This is a genomic window from Aciditerrimonas ferrireducens (assembly GCF_023130475.1).
GTDB classification, from domain to species: Bacteria; Actinomycetota; Acidimicrobiia; order Acidimicrobiales; family UBA8190; genus Aciditerrimonas; species Aciditerrimonas ferrireducens.
The window spans coordinates 187851-204471 of record NZ_JAKHEX010000001.1; the positions used below are offsets into that span (position 1 = coordinate 187851).

The window sequence follows — 16621 nt, forward strand, 5'->3', positions numbered from 1 at the left end:
TCTTGATCCGCTCAGGCGGCCAGGACGGCCCGGGCTCCCGTCACGATGTCCTCCACCTGCGGGAGGACGGTGGCCTCGAGCTCGGGGGCGTAGGGCACCCAGAGGTCAGGGGCGGTGACCCGACGGACGGGGGCGTCGAGGGACCAGAAGCACTCCTGAGCGGCGAAGGCCGCCACCTCGGCCCCAAATCCGCAGGTGAGGACGTCCTCGTGGACGACGAGGAGCCGGCCGGTGCGGCGGACGGAGTCGGCGACGAGCTCCCGGTCCCAGGGCACGAGGGTCCGCAGGTCGATGACCTCCACGTCGGCCTCGTCGGCGGCTTCCAGGCGGCGGGCGGCCTCCAGGCAGAGCCGGACGGTGGCCCCCCAGGTGACGATGGTGAGGTCCTGGCCGGGCCGGACGACGGCGGCCTGCCCGAAGGGCAGCTGCCAGGAGGCCTCGGGGAAGGGATCGGCGCAGTCCCGCTGGCGGTAGAGGTGCTTGTGCTCGAGGAAGAGCACGGGGTCCTCGCCGGTCAGGGCGCTGCGGAGCAGACCGACGGCGTCAGCGGCCCGGGAAGGGAAGGCGATGCGGAGGCCCGGGACGTGGGCCAGGATCGCCTCGCCGCTTTGGGAGTGCCAGATGGCCCCGCCCTTCAAGTAGCCGCCGATGGGCACCCGGATGACGGCCGGGCAGGCGAAGGCGCCGTTGGAGCGCCACCGGAGGGTGGCGAGCTCGGAGCGGAGCTGCTGCATGGCCGGCCAGAGGTAGTCGAAGAACTGGATCTCGGCGACCGGGCGCAGGCCCCGCAGGGCCTGGCCGACCGCCCGGCCGACGATGTTGGCCTCGGCGAGGGGCGTGTTGTAGCAGCGGGCCGAGCCGAAGCGGCGCTGGAGTCCCCGGGTGACCCCGAAGACCCCGCCCTTGCCCTCGACCTCCGCCAGGAGGCCCTCGTCGGCGTCGGCCACGTCCTCCCCGAAGACCACGATGCGCTCGTCGGCGGCCATGCGCTCGAAGAGGGTGGCCCGGATGGCCTCGGCGAGGACCAGGGGCTCGGTGCCCTCGCCTGTGGGGGGCGCGGCGGGCGCTGGGACGGGGGAAGCCGAGGGGGCCCTCGGCGAGGAGCCCTCGGCGAAGAGATGGAGGTGGACTCGCGCCGGGTCCGGCCGCGGGGCGGCGAGGGCCGCGTCGGCTGCGGCTGCCACCTCTGCCCGTGCCTGGCGGCGGATGGCGTCGAGCTGCTCGGCGTTGGCCAGGCCGGCAGCGAGGAGGGCGGCGGCGAAGCACTCGATGGGGTCGTGGCGGGCCTCCTCGGCCAGCTCGGCCCCCGGGCGGTACTTGGCTTGGCTGTCGGCCGAGGAGTGGGAGTAGGGGCGGGTCACCCGGGCGTGGATGAGGCCCGGCCCTTCCCCGGCCCTGACCCGGGCGACGGCCTGGGCCGCGGTCCGACGGCACTCGGCGTAGTCCCAGCCGTCGCAGCGGCTGACGGCCAGGCCCCGGAAGCCTTGGACGAGCTCGGAGATCGGGGCCGGGGCCTGATCCGCGGCCCGGACCGAGATGGCGTAGCCGTTGTCGGCGACGAGGTAGAGGACGGGGAGATGGAGCCGGCAGGCGGTGTTCAGGCTCTCCCAGAACTCGCCTTCGGAGGTGGCCCCGTCGCCGAGGGACACGTAGACGACCTCGTCCCCGGCGGCGTGGAGGCCGGCGGCGAGGAGCTCGGGTCGCCGGACGAGGTAGCGGCCGGCCTCGGCGCAGCCGACGGCCGGCAGGCACTGGCTGCCGGTCGGGCTCGACTGGCTGACGATGTGGCGGGCCCGGTCCCCGAAGTGGCAGGGCATCTGCCGGCCCCCCGAGGCCGGGTCGAGGGCGGAGCCGACCGCCTGGAGGAGCAGGTCGAGCGGGCTGACCCCGAGGGCCAGCACGAGCGCCCGGTCGCGGTAGTAGGGGAAGAACCAGTCCGAGCCGGGTCGGAGCGCCCGGGCCACGGCGGTCAGGAGGACCTCGTGGCCGGCCCCGGAGATCTGGAAGAAGACCTTGCTCTGCTTCTGGAGCAGGATCTCCCGGTCGTCGAGCGCCCGGGAACGGCAGCAGGTCGCGAAGTCCTCCAGGAGCTCTTGGACCGGAAAGCCGGCTAGCGGGTCGGCGACCTGGTCCGGGGCGATCACCATGGCCCACCCCCTCCCCCTCGGCATCCTCGGCCCCCGGCGGCCGGGTTGCCGGGGTGCCCCTGGGACCGAGGCTAGCCCGCGGGGGTGGGGACCGGCGGGAGCCGGGGTTCGGGGCAGCTTGACCATCTCGGTGACCGACCCCCATAGTGGGGGGCGGCCGTCACCGAGCTCTCGTCGACCCGCAGGAGGCCTGTCCATGGAGGTCCCGGCCGTGCTGAAGCGGTGCTGGCCGGCCCCCTGCTCCCCGGACAGTGGTGTGCAGCGGGGGAGGGGCGCGGGGCGATGAGCGCGTCGCTGCTCTACGCCTTCAGCCTGGGGCTGGTAGCCGCTTTGAACCCCTGCGGCTTCCCGCTGCTCCCCGCCTACCTGACCGGGTTCGTGGACGGTGGGGCCGGCGGGACCTGGACGGCCCGAACCGGCCGGGCCCTGGCCGCCGGGGCGGCGGTGACCCTGGGTTTCCTGGCGGTCCTCCTGCCCCTCGGAGCCCTGGTCGCCGGGGGGGTCCACGTGGTGCTGGGCTGGGTGCCCTGGGCCATGATCCCCTTCGGCCTGCTGCTCGTGGCCGTCGGGGCCCTGACCGCCGCGGGCCGGCCCCTCAAGGTGACCGTGCCGGTGGTGCCGGTCGGCCGGGCCCGGGGCCGGTGGTCCCAGATGGTGCTCTTCGGGGTTGCCTACGCCGTGGCCTCCCTCTCCTGCGCCTTGCCGGTGTTCGTGGCCGGGGTGACCGGCACGGTGGCCCAGCGGGGCGTGGCCCAGGGGGTGGCCGACTTCCTGGCCTACGCCCTCGGCATGGGCCTGCTGCTGGCGGTCGCCGCGTTGGTGGTGGCCCACCTGGGTGCCCCGACCCTGCGGCGGGTCCGGCGGCTCGGGCCCCTGCTGCAGCGGCTGGTGGGGGTGGTGCTGGTGGCGGTCGGCGCCTACCTCGTCTACTACTGGGCGAGCTTCGAGGCCGACGGGCGGACCGTGCCGGGGCTGGTCCGGGCGGTCGAGCGGGTCCAGTCGACCCTAGTGGCCTGGCTCTCGGGGGCGGTCCGGCCGGTGGGGGCCGGGCTCGTGGTGCTGGTGGCCCTGGCCCTCTTGGCCCTCCTCGTGCGGGGTGGCTCAGCCCGCCAGACCGAACCAGCGATCCCGGTGCGGGAAGAGGTAGCGGTCGGTGACCGTGGCCAGCACCCGGCGGGCGTCGTCGAAGCGGTCGGCCACGGTGGCGAGGACCCGCAGTGAGCGGGTGAGGGGCTCCGGCACGCTCGCCAGGGCCGCCCGGTAGGCGCGGCGGCCGATCTCCTCGAGGAGGGCCACGGCGCTGGCGTCGCCCATGCCCGGCAGGCCGGCCAAGGTGGGGGCGTTGGCGGTGTCGCCGAGCCGGGCTCCGGTCAGGCGGGCCAGGCGCTCGGCGTCGAGGGGCGAGAAGCCCCGGCGGGCGACGGCGTCGGGGAAGACCCCGGTGGAGAAGAGGGCCAGGTCGCCGAGGCGTCTGAGCACCCCGGGACGCTCAGCCGGCGGGGCCAGGGCCACGAGCTCGGCCATCCGCACCGGGTCGAGCTCGGAGAAGCGGCGGCGGCGGAGGCCCCGGCGGGTGGCCACCCAGACGGCGCCACTGGCGACGTGGGTGTAGGACGCCAGGAGCTCGGCCAAGAAGAGTCGGTGGGCGGGGTCGGCCAGGAGCTGACGGAGGGGCTCGACATCGAAGACCGGGGCACGGTGGCGGGGGCCCAGCCATTCCCAGGTGAAGCTGGCCCGTTGGAGGCTCTGCGCCACCTGCTCGAGGGCCACCGCGAAGACCGCGAAGGGCGAGCAGGCAGCGAAAGGCTCGGCCCCGAGGGGCAGGGCCTGGCCGGGGGGGTCGCCAGGGCGCGACGCCGGCGGACCGTCCTCGGGCGTAGCCGGCTGGGGACCGAGGACCAGCTGGGCGAGCGAGGGGTCCCCGAGGGCCTCGAGGAGCCGCCTGGGTTCCTGACGCAGGACCCGGCGGAGGCTGCCGACGTCCTTCGACCCGGTCCCGGCCAGGGCTCGGGTCTCGGCCAGCAGGGCCAGGTCGGCGTCCGTCAGGTGCTGGAGGTACCCCTCGACGACGCTGCGGAGCGGCACGTCCATGCTTGGGAGGGTAGCGAGCCCGGTGCGCAGCGGGGCGCTGGGCGGGGGTCAGGGGCTGTTCGAAGCCAGGTGGGTGCTGGTGCTCGAGGTGGTGCTGGTGCTCGAGGTGGTGCTGGTGCTCGAGGTGGTGCTGGTGCTCAAGGTGGTGCTGGTGCTCAAGGTGGTGCTGGTGCTCAAGGTGGTGCTGGTGCTCGAGGTGGTGCTGGTGCTCGAGGTGGTGCTGGTGCTCGAGGTGGTGCTGGTGCTCGAGGTGGTGCTGGTGCTCGAGGTGGTGCTGGTGCTCAAGGTGGTCGAAACGTCGGAAGCGACGCCAGAGGATTGGTTCTGGACGAACACGATCGTGAGCCGAGCGGTGTTGGCCGGTTCTCGAAGGCTCAGTTGGGCGACAAATGACGGGCTGAGATCCCAGGGCAAAGAAGGCTGCCCGGTCACGAACGTACCCCCGACTTGGACGACAGAGCCTCGGAACAGGAACGTTCCTTGGAGAGCAGGGGTACCGGGTTCACTAGGAGGGGTTGTCGAATCGTTCCCGACGGTCCCAACCAGGGTCCCAACAAGCTGGACGACGTCGCCATCGGGTCCAGTGAGGTCGACCGCCAAGAGACCGCCTCCCTGGCGAAAGCACGTTCCTGCGTCGACGATTAGCGTATTGCTTACTGCACTCAAAGTCGGTGAGGTGCCGAACCAGCCGACAGTCGAGAACGTCGGTTGGGTGCCGACCGACGTGAGATTGGCCGGGGTGGTCTGCACCCACTCGTCGAGTTCGCCGGATTGGATCGCCGGTGTGACCGTTGGGGTGGTGGCGAGGGTGAATCCGGGGACGTCACCGCAGCGACCCGGAGGCAGAGCGTCTGACGTCGCCCTGCCCCCGGTCTCGGGTGCCGGAGGAGCAGTGGTCCCGGATCCGGCCGAAGCAGCCGATGCGCTCGTTCCCGAGGTCGTTGTGTCCGCGACTTGGCGTTCCCCGGCTGTGGCCTGGTGGGCCCGAAGGCCGTTGGCCTGGTTGCTTGACCCGAGGGTCTGGGCGGTCGACGGTGACGTCGTGGAATTAGTGCCGGTCCCTTCGGCAGCAAGCAGAACCCACGCTGGTGCATCGCTGAGCCACTGAGTCGACGAGCTGGCCAGAGCGCTCCCGCTTGCGGACGACGACTGTTGTCCTCCCGAGGGCGATCCCGGGGAGATCAGGGGATTGTCATTCGGTGATGGGTTCCCCGACGACGAGCTGCCTGGCGAGGGCGGTGTGGCGTGCAGCGAAGGGTCCTCGGATCCAGTGACCACAGGCCGTGACGACACTGGTGCTCGAGATCCCTCGGTAGAGCGAGCGGGCCGTGCCGGGCGTGCGGGCATGACGAGGACGGAGGCCGAGGCAAGGGTTGCGGCGAGTCCGACCAGCAAGGAGCCCTTCCCCGGGGTTGCGGCCGAGAGGGCGCCGACTGCGGACTGCACAGTCGGCGAGGCCATGACCTGGGCAATGAACGGTGACCAGCCTGCACTGGCGTTCGAGGCGATCGGAGCTGCGGTGCCGACCAGTGAAGCTTGTCCCCCACCAACGCATGAGGCCGACTGCGCCACGACATGTCCCGCTACTACGGACGAGCGGCCTCCAGGACTCCCACCGGGGCACCCGCTCGGGGGTCGGTGAAGCAGGTGGAGCGCTCGCAGAAGCAGACCGCCTGCTCGGCGTGGCGCTGTCAGAACGAGCGTTCCGAGGGCTCCGACATGACCGAGTCGACGACGCAGGTTGTTCCGGGCTCGTTGCACCCTCGTACGGGCGTTGTCCTCCGAGATGCCGAGTCGGTTGGCGATGGCACGGTACGAGAGGTCATCGAGCGCTCTCAGTTGGAAGGCCAGCCGCTGGGCTTCCGGCAGGGTCGCGAGCGCCTCGCGAACCATCGCCAGCTTGACCGGGTCGCCAACGGACTCGCTGGGGTCGGTGAGGGAAGCGGGTTGATCGAGAAGAGAATGATTTGTGCTCCACGAGGTGTTCCTTGCGCGCTGCATGGCCATGTCGTTGCAGACGTGGACCAGAATTCGGTGCAGCCATGCGCCAAGGCGCCACGTGCCGTCCTGGCCGAAGTGATCGAGGGCCCGGAGAGCGCGGAGAAAGGTTTCCTGGACAGCGTCCTCGGCTTCCTCGCGCCCAAGGAGAAGGCGCCGGGCCTGGTGGTAGAGACTGCTGTAGTGCCGTCGAACCAGGTCTCCCAGAGCAGAGGGGTCTCCAGCTCGATGGGCTTCGATGAGCAGTCGATCAGCGAGGTCTGGGTCGTCGGCGTCGTTGCGACCGGCCTGACCGGTTGGACTCGCAATGAGGACCATGCTCGCCGCTCTCCGTCCCTGCCGCTCTGTGCGGGCCGCGTCTGCTCGTGCTGGCACCTCGGACCCATTCGTGGGTGTCACGGTGATGTTAGTCTCATCGACAACGAGTGGCGTGGCAGTAAGGTGCGGAACGGCTTCGCGGCCAGGAATCGATGAGGCCGGTGCTGAGCGTTCGAGCCCGGAGGATGACCACAGGTGATCTCCGATGCTAAGGCGTTGGCCCTTCGAGACCAGTGTGGGGCCCGGGGTCCTGCTGGTGGGGGACCGGGGGCTGCAGGGCGTGGTCCTCGGGTCCGAGCGGGTCGGGGGAGGCACTGGAACGCCGAGTGACCCCGGGCGACCCGGCCGGGGAGGCCGAGCCGGGGACGCCGGAGTGGTGGCGTTCGACCGGAGGATCGTCCCGAGCTGGGTCGAGCCGGCCGCCGCTGCCGTCGCCGCCCAGCTGGACGGCGCGACGCCCCGGACGGAGGACCCGCCGCTGGACTGGACGGTCGTCAGCCTGTTCACCGAGCGGGTGCTCCGAGCCTTGGGGCAGGTTCCTGCCGGGACGACCGCCAGCTACGGAAAGGTGGCGGCGGCGATCGGTGCGCCGGGGGCGGCCCGTGCCGTGGGACGGGCCCTGGCCGCCAACCCCTGGCCGGTGCTCGTGCCCTGCCACCGGGTGCTCCGGAGCGACGGCCAGCTCGGGGGCTATTCGGGGCCCGGCGGGGTGCACCTGAAGGCACGCCTGCTGGCACTCGAGGCCGGGGCCGCAGCCCTGGGCGACCCGGAGGCGTGGCGGAGGGTGCTGGCGAGCGCTCGGGAGCGGCTGGGGGCCGCCGATCCGGCCCTCGGCCGGCTCATGGCCGCGGTGGGCCCCTGCCAGTGGGTGCCCGACGGGGCTCAGGACACCTGGTCGGCGCTGGCCCGGGCCGTGGTGGCCCAGCAGCTGGCCGGGCCGGCGGTGCGGGCGGTGCGGGCCCGCCTGGAGGCTGCCCTCGGGGCAGTCGAGACCGGTTCGCCCGCGGAGCGGTACCTGCGGGTTGCCGAGGACCGGCTTGCCGGCGTCGGCCTCTCCGGGGCCAAGCGGGCCGCCCTCGGGGGGTTGGCCGAGGCTGCCCGATCGGGGGCGCTGCTCGCCATGGCCGAGCTGCGGACCATGGCCGACCAGGCGGTGATCGAACACCTCTGCGGCTTCCGGGGGGTGGGTCGCTGGACCGCCGAGATGGTCCTGCTCTTCGGTCTCGGGCGGCTGGACGTCCTGGCGACCGACGACTACGGCCTGCGGCGGGGCCTGGGGGTCCTGCGCGGGGGTCCGGCGGCCAGGCCGGCGACGGCGGCCGAGCTGGCCGAGGCCGGGGAACGCTGGCGGCCCTACCGCTCGGTCGCCTCCTGGTACCTCTGGCGACTGGCCGAGCGGCCCGAGCTGCTCGACGCGCCAACGAAGACGAGGCGCCAGGCGAGCCGCCGAAACGCGTCCTAACCGCCCGGTGGGCTGGCCCGGCCCTGCAGCCCGAGGAGGGCGGAGCACACTGGCCACTGCCCCCAACCCGCGGTCTCGGCCAACCTGGCGGCCGCCTGGTCCTGCTCGGCGGGAGGGGCGGCACTGGGGAGACCGCTGTAGCCAAGGGCCTGCCAGGTCTGGAGGGAGAACTGGTAGGCGCCGTAGTAGCCGTTGCCCGTGTTCGCCGTGTAGTCGTCGCCCGACTCGCACGCCCGGAGCCTCGCCAAGTCCTCGGCCAGGCTGCTCGGCCCGCTGCCAGTGGCCGACGAGGGGTCGCTGGTGCTGGACGTCGGCGCAGGCGGAGTCGGTGAGGGAGGGCTCACGAGCTGGGCGCTGACCGCCAACGGGGCCCCCTGGCCGGTCGGCTGGGGGCTCGGTGCCGAAGCCTGCGGGGTTGCGGCCCTGGCGGCCGCGGCCTGTTGGGCTGCGGCTTGCTGGGCCGCGGCCTCCTCGGCCGCTTGGACCTGGGCCAAGAGGGTGCGCTCCTGGGAGAGCTGGCTCGTCAGCTGCTGGTCCTGGGCCGTGGCCTGCGCTTGGGCCGCCTGGGCGCTTGCCAGGAGGGCGTCCAGGCGGGCCTCGTGGCGCTCGACGGCGACTTGCGCGACCCGCCAGCGGGCGACGGCGGTGGCCAGGTCGCCGTCGACCAGGTCCTGGTACTCGCTGCGGGCCGCGGCCTGGAGCTCGGAGTTCGCCAGCAGTGCGGTGACCGGCCCGAAGCTGCCGGCACTGCCCGCTCCGGTGACGTAGGCCCTGACCGCTACCTGGCGGAGCTGGGCGCGGGTGGCTGCGAGCCGGTCTTTGAGACGGCCCAGTTCGGCCCGCTGGTCGGCCAGGTCGGCTTCGAGGTGCTCGACCCGGCCGCGGTCGGCGGCCAGTGCCAGGCCCGAGCGGTGGAGGGCCTCGCCGAGCTGCTGGACGTCATTCGTGAGCGGCCCGAGCGAATCCGACATGGAAGCACTCGCGAGGTCGACGTCGTGGCGCGTCGACAAGACATTTGTGACCGAAGGCCTAGTCCTGGACAGGCCGACGCTGAGCACAACGATCAGCAGTGTGACGAAGAGGCACCGTCCTCGTGGCCACCAGCCTGAGCCGGACCGCACCACTGGGTCCCAGCGCACAAGCGATCAGGATAGTCTCGGGTGCTGCAGTGTGTCGCTGGTCCGGCCTCACCCCCGAAGGTCGTCTTCCGAGCCGGCACCTGCGTCAGAGGATCGAGGGAGAGCAGCACCATCTCCCTGGTTGGCAAGGTCGTTCACCACTCGGGGATCCTTCAAGTAGTGGGCAGACGGTGCGGAGGGAGGGTTGCGTGACAGCCGCCGAGGACGCGGAGGACGACAGTCGAGCCGACGATGTTGTCAGGGACCTCGTTGAAGCGTGGGAGTTCGCAGAGCTGCGAGGCCGGCAGTCAGCGGTGCTTTGGGCCGCATTGGAGGAACTTGCAGCTATCTCCGCGAAGACCGAGGGAAGGGCCCATCCGAAGACCGCTGCGTGGGGACCCGATGCCCTTAGCGACCACGAGCGCTACGCCCTCTGGGTCCTGCAGGAGGGAACTCGGGCAGGGCGGGCCGAAAAAACGCTGGCGTTGCCCTCCGTCGATCATGCGCCAACGATTTCGGTGGTCGTCCCCCTCTACCACCCTGACCTCGACCTCCTCGAGCGGGCCCTCGGCTCCGTCGAGGCGCAAACCTACGGGGGCTGGGAGCTCTGTTGCTGTGACGATGGATCGAACTCCGACGAGCTCACTGACTTTCTGGAGCGCTTTCAGCAGCGTCATCCTGGCCGCGTTCGGTGGACGGCCATCGCGAAGAACCAAGGGATCTCAACTGCAACGAACACTGCGCTCACTCTGGCGTCCGGTAGTTGGGTTGCTTTTCTGGACCAAGACGATGAGCTCGCGCCTGAGGCGCTCGAGGTGGTGGCCGAGGCGATCGCTGCCGACGACGAGGTCGACCTCGTCTATACTGACGATGACAAGATCGATCGTGTTGGCCGACGGTTCGGTCCCCAGTTTAAGCCCGATTGGGCGCCTGAGCTGCTCCTCTCCATGTGCTACTTCTCGCATCTCGTCGTAGCCCGACGATCGCTGGTCGAGGAGGTTGGAGGGCTAAGGAGTGAGTTCGACGGGAGTCAGGATTACGATCTTTGGTTGCGAGTTTCCGAGAAATGTCGCAAGATCAGACACATTTCTCGCGTGCTCTATCACTGGCGAGCGATCCCCGGATCAGCGGCGCTCAGCGCCGAAGCAAAACCGTGGGCATACGTGGCGGGGAAACGAGCACTGGAGGACACGCTACGGCGCCGTGGTGTGACCGGCGAGGTCGTACCCCATCCCAAGTACCCCGGAATTTATCGGGTGAAACCGGCCGTCCAAGGCCGACCGCTGGTTTCGGTGATCGTTCCCTTTCGGGACCGCGCTGCCCTCCTGCAGCGTTGCATCGAACACACCGTGGCTCGTGCGGGCCACGAACCGCTCGAGGTAGTTTTGGTCGACAACGGGTCGAGCGAGCCCGAGACGGAGGCGCTCCTCCGGCGACTCACTTCGGACCCTCGGATCCGCGCCGTGCGCGACCCCGGTGTGTTCAACTGGTCACGTCTCGTGAACCTCGGGGCGAAGGAGGCAGCCGGGTCCTTCTTGCTGTTCTTGAACAACGACATCATCGAGGCCAGCCAAGGGTGGTTGGCCGAGATGCTCGGCCACGCCCAGCGTCCCGAGATTGGGGCTGTCGGTGCGAAATTGTGCTACCCGGATGGCCGGCTCCAGCACGTCGGCATGGTTCTGGGCGTGAACGGACTTGCGGGACATGTGCTTCGAGGGTTGCCAGCTGATCAACCCGGTTACCTGGGTTATGGTGTCGCGATCCGAAACTGGAGCGCGGTTACTGGAGCGTGCCTTCTGACGCGCCGGTCCGTCTTCGAAGAGGCTGGTGGGTTGGACGAGAGCCTTGCGGTGGGATTCAATGACGTGGACTACTGCCTTCGCATCGCTTCCCTTGGCTACCGAATCCTTTGTGTTCCCGAGGCGCGGCTCGTCCACGTCGAGTCCTCGAGCCGGGGCCTTGGCGGTGCCGAAGAGGATCTCGCCCGTTTCGCCGAGCGTTGGGGGGAAAGGGTGCTGCAACCCGATCCCCTCTACCACCCGGTCCTTTCTCGATTCGATCTCAGCTACGTCCTAGCCCGCTCGGAGGAGGAAGAGCAATGGAGCAGACTGCTCAAGAGGCTCGAGCAGCACTCGACGAGTACCGAGGCCATCGGGAACGGCAAGGTCGTCGCTGGCGGCCCAAGCCCTTGCCGGGCCCGACCACCCGTGTCGCGCTTGCCCTGAGCCCCTCGCTGCAGTACCTGCACCAGCACTGGCGGCTACCCGGTCCGCGTCCCGTTGAGAACGTCCCTCGTTGGCGCCGAGTGCTCTCAAGGCTGCTGGCGACGGAGGTCGGACGAATCCTCTCGCAATACTTCGACCAGGAAGAGGCCTTTCGGGCGAATCTTGTCCAGACTTGCGACCTGTTGGCCCGGCAGGTCGACGAACTCGAGGGCTTGATCGAGCAGCTCGGTCGGGCCGTCCAAGCGGAGCTGGCTAGGTTGGCTCCATACGTCCCGGAACGGGCGGTTGCCCGAGCCGACGTCGACCGGCCTCTCGATTCCGAGGAAGTCGAAGCTCCAGGCGAGAAATGAGTGCAGGAGTGGCGGTGTCGGAGAGTCTGGAGCCGTGTTCCCGCGTCGTGGTCGTCACGAGCCACTGGGGAACCGAGCCGCTCGAGCCCGACGTCGTCCGCATGATCGTGGGGAGCCTGACGCTGGACGCGGACGTGGAGGTCTGGTCGCTTCTCGGTCCGGGTCGGTCGGGAGAACCAGACGGTGCCGTGGTAGTCACGGATCTCGCAGGCTTGCCGCAAAACGAGCAAGTCTGGCACCTGCTCGTCACGCTCCTGCGTGGAGCGGGCGCAGCACAGCCTTCTCCGATCCGCGAATGGGTAGAGAGGCGAGACGAGACGAGCGACGAGGAGGGGATGTTCCGGAGACTCGGACGAGGGGGTCCCGTGGGGTTGAGCGATGATGCGTTCGCTGGGCTGGCCGGCTCTCTCGCCAATGCGTGGCGGACGGCAAGGGACCGGCTTGAGGACGGGCCGCCTTCGCTCGTGCTGCTGGTTGGCGACCCAACGGCCGGGGTCTCCGCGGTCGAGCCGCTGTTGACGGAGTTGGTACGCGACGCGATCAAGACAGCAGAAGCGCGAGTTGCCATGCCGCTCATTGGAGGCAGTCCGATCCCTGACTGGTGCCGATCCCTGTCACGGGAGATCGAGACGTTCTGGGCGTTGAGTCCGCGAGAGGCCGAACGATTGGCCGCGTTCGAGAACGCCGTAACGGTCGAGGTGGGTGGCTTCTTGAGCGTGAACTCCTTCGTCCTCGCTGAACCATTTCACGAGCTGGCAGGGAAACCCTATGCAGTGTTCGCCGATGGCGAGTTCGGGCCTGGCATCCTCTTCGAGGGGATGCTCGAGCTGGCGCAGTTCGGGGACGCCGAGGAGCTGCGAGAGGGGGCCGAATGGCTTTCGGCGGGTCTCCCAGACCTGCGCGTCGTGATGCTCGGAGGGTCGGGAGAGGTCGAGATCCTTCAGCAGGGTCGAGCCCGACCGTTGCCCCCGGTAGGGAATCGTGCGGACGTCCAGCGGTTGCTTGCTCATGCCAGCTGCGTGGTGATCGGGAGGTCCGGGACGGTGGTGGGACGGACAGCACTCGAGAGCCAGCGGCTGGGTGTGCCCGTTGTCGCACCAACTGGCTCGCTGGAGGCGTCCCATCTCGAACGGTCGCTGGGTGGGATCGTCACGTGGTGGCGAGGTGAGGAGCTCGAGGCTTGCCGATGGGTGATGGAGCAGCCCGAGCTGGCGAGGAAGCTCGGAGCTGCAGGATCGAGCTGGGCGAAGGACCACTGGGGAGACGTGACTGCCTTCAAGGCTCGCCTATCCGCCGCGGTTGGGGAAGCGCTGGTGCAAGCGAGACATCGGAGCGGTGGCTAGGCATGACGGAGTTCGACCGGTCGCGACGGCAGCCACCGTCGATCTGGTTGGTTGTGCACGGCTTCCCGCCTGCCGAGTTCACTGGCACGCCGCTGATCGCCCACGGATATGCCACGGAACTCGTGCGGCGGGGCTGGCATGTCGTCGTGGTGGAGCCGTCACCGGACGGGATGGGGCGGTGCAGAGCCCGCGACGCGACGGACGGGGTCGCAGGCCGGGACGGGAGAGGACTGCTGCGTCGTCGCTTCCTTCGTCGGGAGCCGCCAGGCGGCGGACTCTGGTCCCTTGAGGCTGCGGCTCGTCGGGATCCGATGGTCGTAGCTGAGGTCCGACGGGCGCTCCTGGAGGATCGGCCCGACCTCGTCCATGTAGTCGACAACGTCGACTTGCCGCTTGTCGTACCGGAAGTGGCGGGAGAGCTCGGCATCCCGGTCGTTCGAACCGTGGCCTGCGCTGAGGATCTCTGTGCCCTCATCGCTCCGGTCTCACCCCGTTCGGACTCATCGGGTTTCTGCCGAGCTCCCCTTCGCCCCGAACGTTGCCTAGGCTGCCTTGAGGCCACCGTTCCCCTCCGGGGCCGGGGTGAGGCCGATTGGGCGATGAGGCTCCTGCGCGCCAAGCGCGCTCGAGCGGCTTGGCAATTCTGGAACGTCTACGACCGTATCCTCTTTCCCTCTCAGGGATTTCGGGCATACTTCGAGCGCAGCCTGCCGCTACCGAAGGCGCGTGTGCGGGTGGTACCGATGGGCTTCGATCATCGTCCATTCGACTGCTTGCGAAGAAGGAGTGCGGAACCCGCGAGGAAACCGCTCACGTTCCTCTTTCTTGCCACCGGCCACCCGGCCAAGGGGGTCGGAACGGTCGTCGAAGCCTTCCTCGCACCAGCGGTCGCCGAGCGAGAGGACTGGCGCCTCGTCACGGCAGGAGGTGGTGAGCGCAATCTCCTCGGACCCCTGCGGCATGATCGTCGGGTGACTGACATCGGCCCGTACGACATCGGGGCACTCCCTGAGCTCCTCAAGCGGGCCGACATTGGCATCTCGGCATCGGTCTTCGAGACCTTCCACCGGGTGACTCGCGAATACCTCCTCGGCGGACTCCCGGTCTTGGCAGCGAAGACGTTCGGGATCATGGACGTGGTGCGGAACGGCCTGAATGGCTTGTGGTTCTCGCCCAATGAACCAGGTGAGCTGACCCGGGCTATCGTCGAGGTCCTTGAGGATCCAGCGCTGGTCGAGCGCCTCAGGGCCGGAGCTGAGCAGACCGAGATCAGAAGCCTCGAGGACGAGGTGGAAGAGCTCATTTCAATCTACGCAGAGGTCGTCGACGCCAGCGGGCTTGCGAGGGCCTGAGCAATACTGTGGATTGCCAGCCGTCGTGTTGATGGAAGACCTGCGTGATGTCGTCCGCCAAGAAGCTTTGGCGGCGCGGTTCCTTGGTGATGGCCCCGCCCTGAGGGAAACCGGCCGGCTGTAGCGTGTGCGCGGAGCTCACGCTCCCGCGTGAGGAGCCTCTGCGGTCGGACCTGGGGTGGAGGTGCAAGCCGAGCGTGGCGTAGGAGACGGTTCCGAGGACGGCAACGAAGAGCAACAGGGGAACGACAACAGGGGGGTGCCAGACGCCTTGGGATCGTGAGAAGACGTCGAGCGGGCCTGCGAGGCCGACGATGTTGCGCCGCAGTGCCCAATACCACGCGAGGAGCTGCGCAGAGCAAGCGAGGATCGTGGTGAGGGCGACGAAGCGGCGAAGAAGGTTTGGCGATGAGGGCATGGTGCGGTCAGCACGAGTGGGGGTGCATGCCGCGAGGAGGGGGACACCGATCCAGAGAGGAAGGCCGTCCCGGCCCTGCCAAATCAGACCGTCGAAGCGAGCACGAGAGGCAATGAGAAGTGCTGGCAAGAGGATCACGAGGATAAGGAAGCTGCCGAAGACGATGAGTTTCCATCGCCGTCCGAGGAGGAGTGCTGTCGCCACCATCAGGGCGCCGAGCAGACCCCAGATCAGATAGGTGAGCAGCGGGGACGGGGTATCGAGCCAGCCGAAGACGCCGATGGCTTCTCGGAGGAAGAGACCCATGCGGCCGAGGGCAAGGACGAGGATCTCTTCCCGTGAGGCACGGTGGGGTACCGGCACGCCGTCGGGCAGGACGGTCAAGCTGCCAGCCGTCAGGATCCACGTCGTGGCGAGGGTGCCGATCACGACGAGGCCGGCGATCCAGCGGCGAACCAGAGGGCGGGTCAGGAGGCGTCGAGCACCCAGAGGGTTGCTCGCCATCGCCACCAGGGCGATGATCGCGACCCAGAGGGGCGAAAGCCCTCGAACACACGCGAGGACGGCAACCGAGAGGCCGCTGGCGGCGACAAGGCCAGGTGGCGGGTCGTCGGCGTGCTCGGTGATGAGGATCAGTGTGCTGGTCCACGCGGCGACAGCCGCCGAGATCTCGAGCCCCGAAGCGTTGATCACAGCGTCGAGGTAGATCGTCATCGGCGTGATGGCCACCAAGAGCGCCGGCAGCATGAGGGGATTTCTTGACCATCGGGCAACGACGGCAAATGCTAGGCCCAAGAAGAGTGCCGCCCAGAGACTGGAGAGAGCCCTCATGGCGTAGACAGCAGCGGGTCCTGAGAGCCAGAGGCTTGGCGGGCCAACGAGGAGGTAGTAGAGAGGCGGATAGTGGCCCATATACGTGAGCGCAGGCGTGGCCCGGGATGAGCGAGTGTCGGGCGGTGCACAGGCAGCCGATTGGTTAGGTCTGCCCATGTAGCAGAGGGGGAGCTGGCTCAGGTCGGCGATGCTGTCGGGTACCACGACGCCGGTTACCGCTTTGGGTTGCCCCCGCACTGGATGCCCGATCCACTCACCCCGGACGATTGCAGCAGCTCGAATCGCTTGGGACGCCTCATCAGGGGCACTCCCGAGTGGTGTGGCGAGGGACCAAGCGAGTCCGAGGAGGAGGAAGACCGCGGTGGCAGCGAACCAGATCGGAGCGAGGCGTCGGACTGATTTCGCCTGGCGGGACGAAGCGGTGTCGGTCGGCCCGAGGGCGGCGGGTGGCTTGGTGGCCATCCGAATCACGGGGGCCGAGGCCTAGAGGGACCCAGGTTCCCGACGGCAGGCGACGAGGACCGGAATGGTACGACTGGCGCGCGCTTGGTACTCCGCGTAGGGGGGATAGGTCGCCACTGCCCGCTCCCACCAGGTCTTCCGCTCCTCTCCTTCTACCTCTCGCGCGACCGCATCGAAGACCTCGGCGCTATCCTGAATGGTGAGGGCCCTGGGGTCCGCGACGATGTTCCAGTACCACTCAGGGTGGTTCGGCGCACCTCCCTTGGAGGCGATCAGGGCGTAGCAGCCCTGCTCGTTGCTGACGCGCATCACCGCGAACTTCCGGATCTTCCGAGAGCGGCGTCCTCGGGTGGTGACGACGATAATTGGTATTCCCGTGTCTCGGAGAGTATTGGCTTCGCGGCCGCCGGTCCGTTCGTAGGTTTCGACCTGCTCACGGACCCACGCAATCGGACTTGGTTCGTACTCCCCCGACAGCAGCATCGTGGCACCTCCTCGTGGGA

General features: G+C 69.3%; 12 protein-coding genes and 1 pseudogene. 6 read left to right on the forward strand and 7 right to left on the reverse strand.

The window, feature by feature from the left end; all coding sequences use genetic code 11:
* Positions 1-11 precede the first annotated feature (11 nt).
* A complete protein-coding gene (locus Acit_RS00895; protein ID WP_248105050.1) occupies positions 12-2147 on the reverse strand; it encodes an alpha-ketoacid dehydrogenase subunit alpha/beta in 2136 nt (711 codons plus the stop codon).
* Between the two features lie 282 nt (positions 2148-2429).
* Between Acit_RS00895 and Acit_RS00900 the strand changes: the two genes are divergently transcribed.
* Entirely contained in the window at positions 2430-3368 is a 939-nt protein-coding gene (locus Acit_RS00900) for a cytochrome c biogenesis CcdA family protein (RefSeq protein ID WP_248105051.1), read from the forward strand.
* Here the strand turns inward: Acit_RS00900 and Acit_RS00905 are convergent.
* Positions 3249-4238, reverse strand: a complete 990-nt coding sequence (locus Acit_RS00905; RefSeq protein WP_248105052.1) for a hypothetical protein — start codon at positions 4236-4238, stop codon at positions 3249-3251. The genes Acit_RS00900 and Acit_RS00905 overlap by 120 nt on opposite strands.
* Positions 4239-4311: 73 nt before the next feature.
* Here Acit_RS00905 and Acit_RS00910 point away from each other — a divergent pair, with 73 nt between their 5' ends.
* Positions 4312-5346, forward strand: a complete 1035-nt coding sequence (locus Acit_RS00910; protein ID WP_248105054.1) for a hypothetical protein — start codon at positions 4312-4314, stop codon at positions 5344-5346.
* 677 nt (positions 5347-6023) lie between these two features.
* Here the strand turns inward: Acit_RS00910 and Acit_RS13785 are convergent.
* Positions 6024-6554, reverse strand: a pseudogene (locus Acit_RS13785) (RNA polymerase sigma factor); the annotation flags it as partial.
* Between the two features lie 205 nt (positions 6555-6759).
* On the opposite strand from Acit_RS13785, the gene Acit_RS00920 reads away from it, so the two are divergent.
* Positions 6760-8016 carry a methylated-DNA--[protein]-cysteine S-methyltransferase gene (locus Acit_RS00920; protein ID WP_248105057.1) on the forward strand — a complete coding sequence of 419 codons (1257 nt, stop codon included), beginning with the start codon at positions 6760-6762 and terminating at the stop codon, positions 8014-8016.
* Here the strand turns inward: Acit_RS00920 and Acit_RS00925 are convergent.
* The gene (locus Acit_RS00925; protein ID WP_248105058.1) at positions 8013-8987 is read right to left on the reverse strand and encodes a transglycosylase family protein; all 975 of its coding nucleotides are present in this window, start codon (positions 8985-8987) and stop codon (positions 8013-8015) included. The genes Acit_RS00920 and Acit_RS00925 overlap by 4 nt on opposite strands.
* A gap of 356 nt (positions 8988-9343) precedes the next feature.
* Between Acit_RS00925 and Acit_RS00930 the strand changes: the two genes are divergently transcribed.
* On the forward strand, positions 9344-11359 hold the full coding sequence (locus Acit_RS00930) for a glycosyltransferase family 2 protein (protein ID WP_248105059.1): 2016 nt from the start codon (positions 9344-9346) through the stop codon (positions 11357-11359).
* Positions 11360-11445: 86 nt separating this feature from the next.
* Here Acit_RS00930 and Acit_RS00935 read toward each other — a convergent pair whose 3' ends face one another.
* Complete coding sequence (locus Acit_RS00935) at positions 11446-11601, reverse strand: hypothetical protein (RefSeq protein ID WP_248105061.1); 156 nt, start codon at positions 11599-11601, stop codon at positions 11446-11448.
* Between the two features lie 116 nt (positions 11602-11717).
* Here Acit_RS00935 and Acit_RS00940 point away from each other — a divergent pair, with 116 nt between their 5' ends.
* On the forward strand, positions 11718-13052 hold the full coding sequence (locus tag Acit_RS00940; protein WP_248105063.1) for a glycosyltransferase family protein: 1335 nt from the start codon (positions 11718-11720) through the stop codon (positions 13050-13052).
* A 2-nt stretch (positions 13053-13054) separates the two neighbouring features.
* Positions 13055-14404: a glycosyltransferase family 4 protein gene (locus tag Acit_RS00945; RefSeq protein WP_248105065.1), complete on the forward strand. Its 1350-nt coding sequence runs from the start codon at positions 13055-13057 to the stop codon at positions 14402-14404.
* Here the strand turns inward: Acit_RS00945 and Acit_RS00950 are convergent.
* Both Acit_RS00950 and Acit_RS00955 read right to left on the reverse strand, forming a co-directional pair.
* A complete protein-coding gene (locus Acit_RS00950; RefSeq protein WP_248105066.1) occupies positions 14352-16118 on the reverse strand; it encodes a DUF2142 domain-containing protein in 1767 nt (588 codons plus the stop codon). The genes Acit_RS00945 and Acit_RS00950 overlap by 53 nt on opposite strands.
* A gap of 21 nt (positions 16119-16139) precedes the next feature.
* Positions 16140-16601 (reverse strand): nitroreductase family deazaflavin-dependent oxidoreductase, encoded by a 462-nt coding sequence (locus tag Acit_RS00955; RefSeq protein WP_248105067.1) that lies wholly within the window; start codon positions 16599-16601, stop codon positions 16140-16142.
* Positions 16602-16621: the final 20 nt, after the last annotated feature.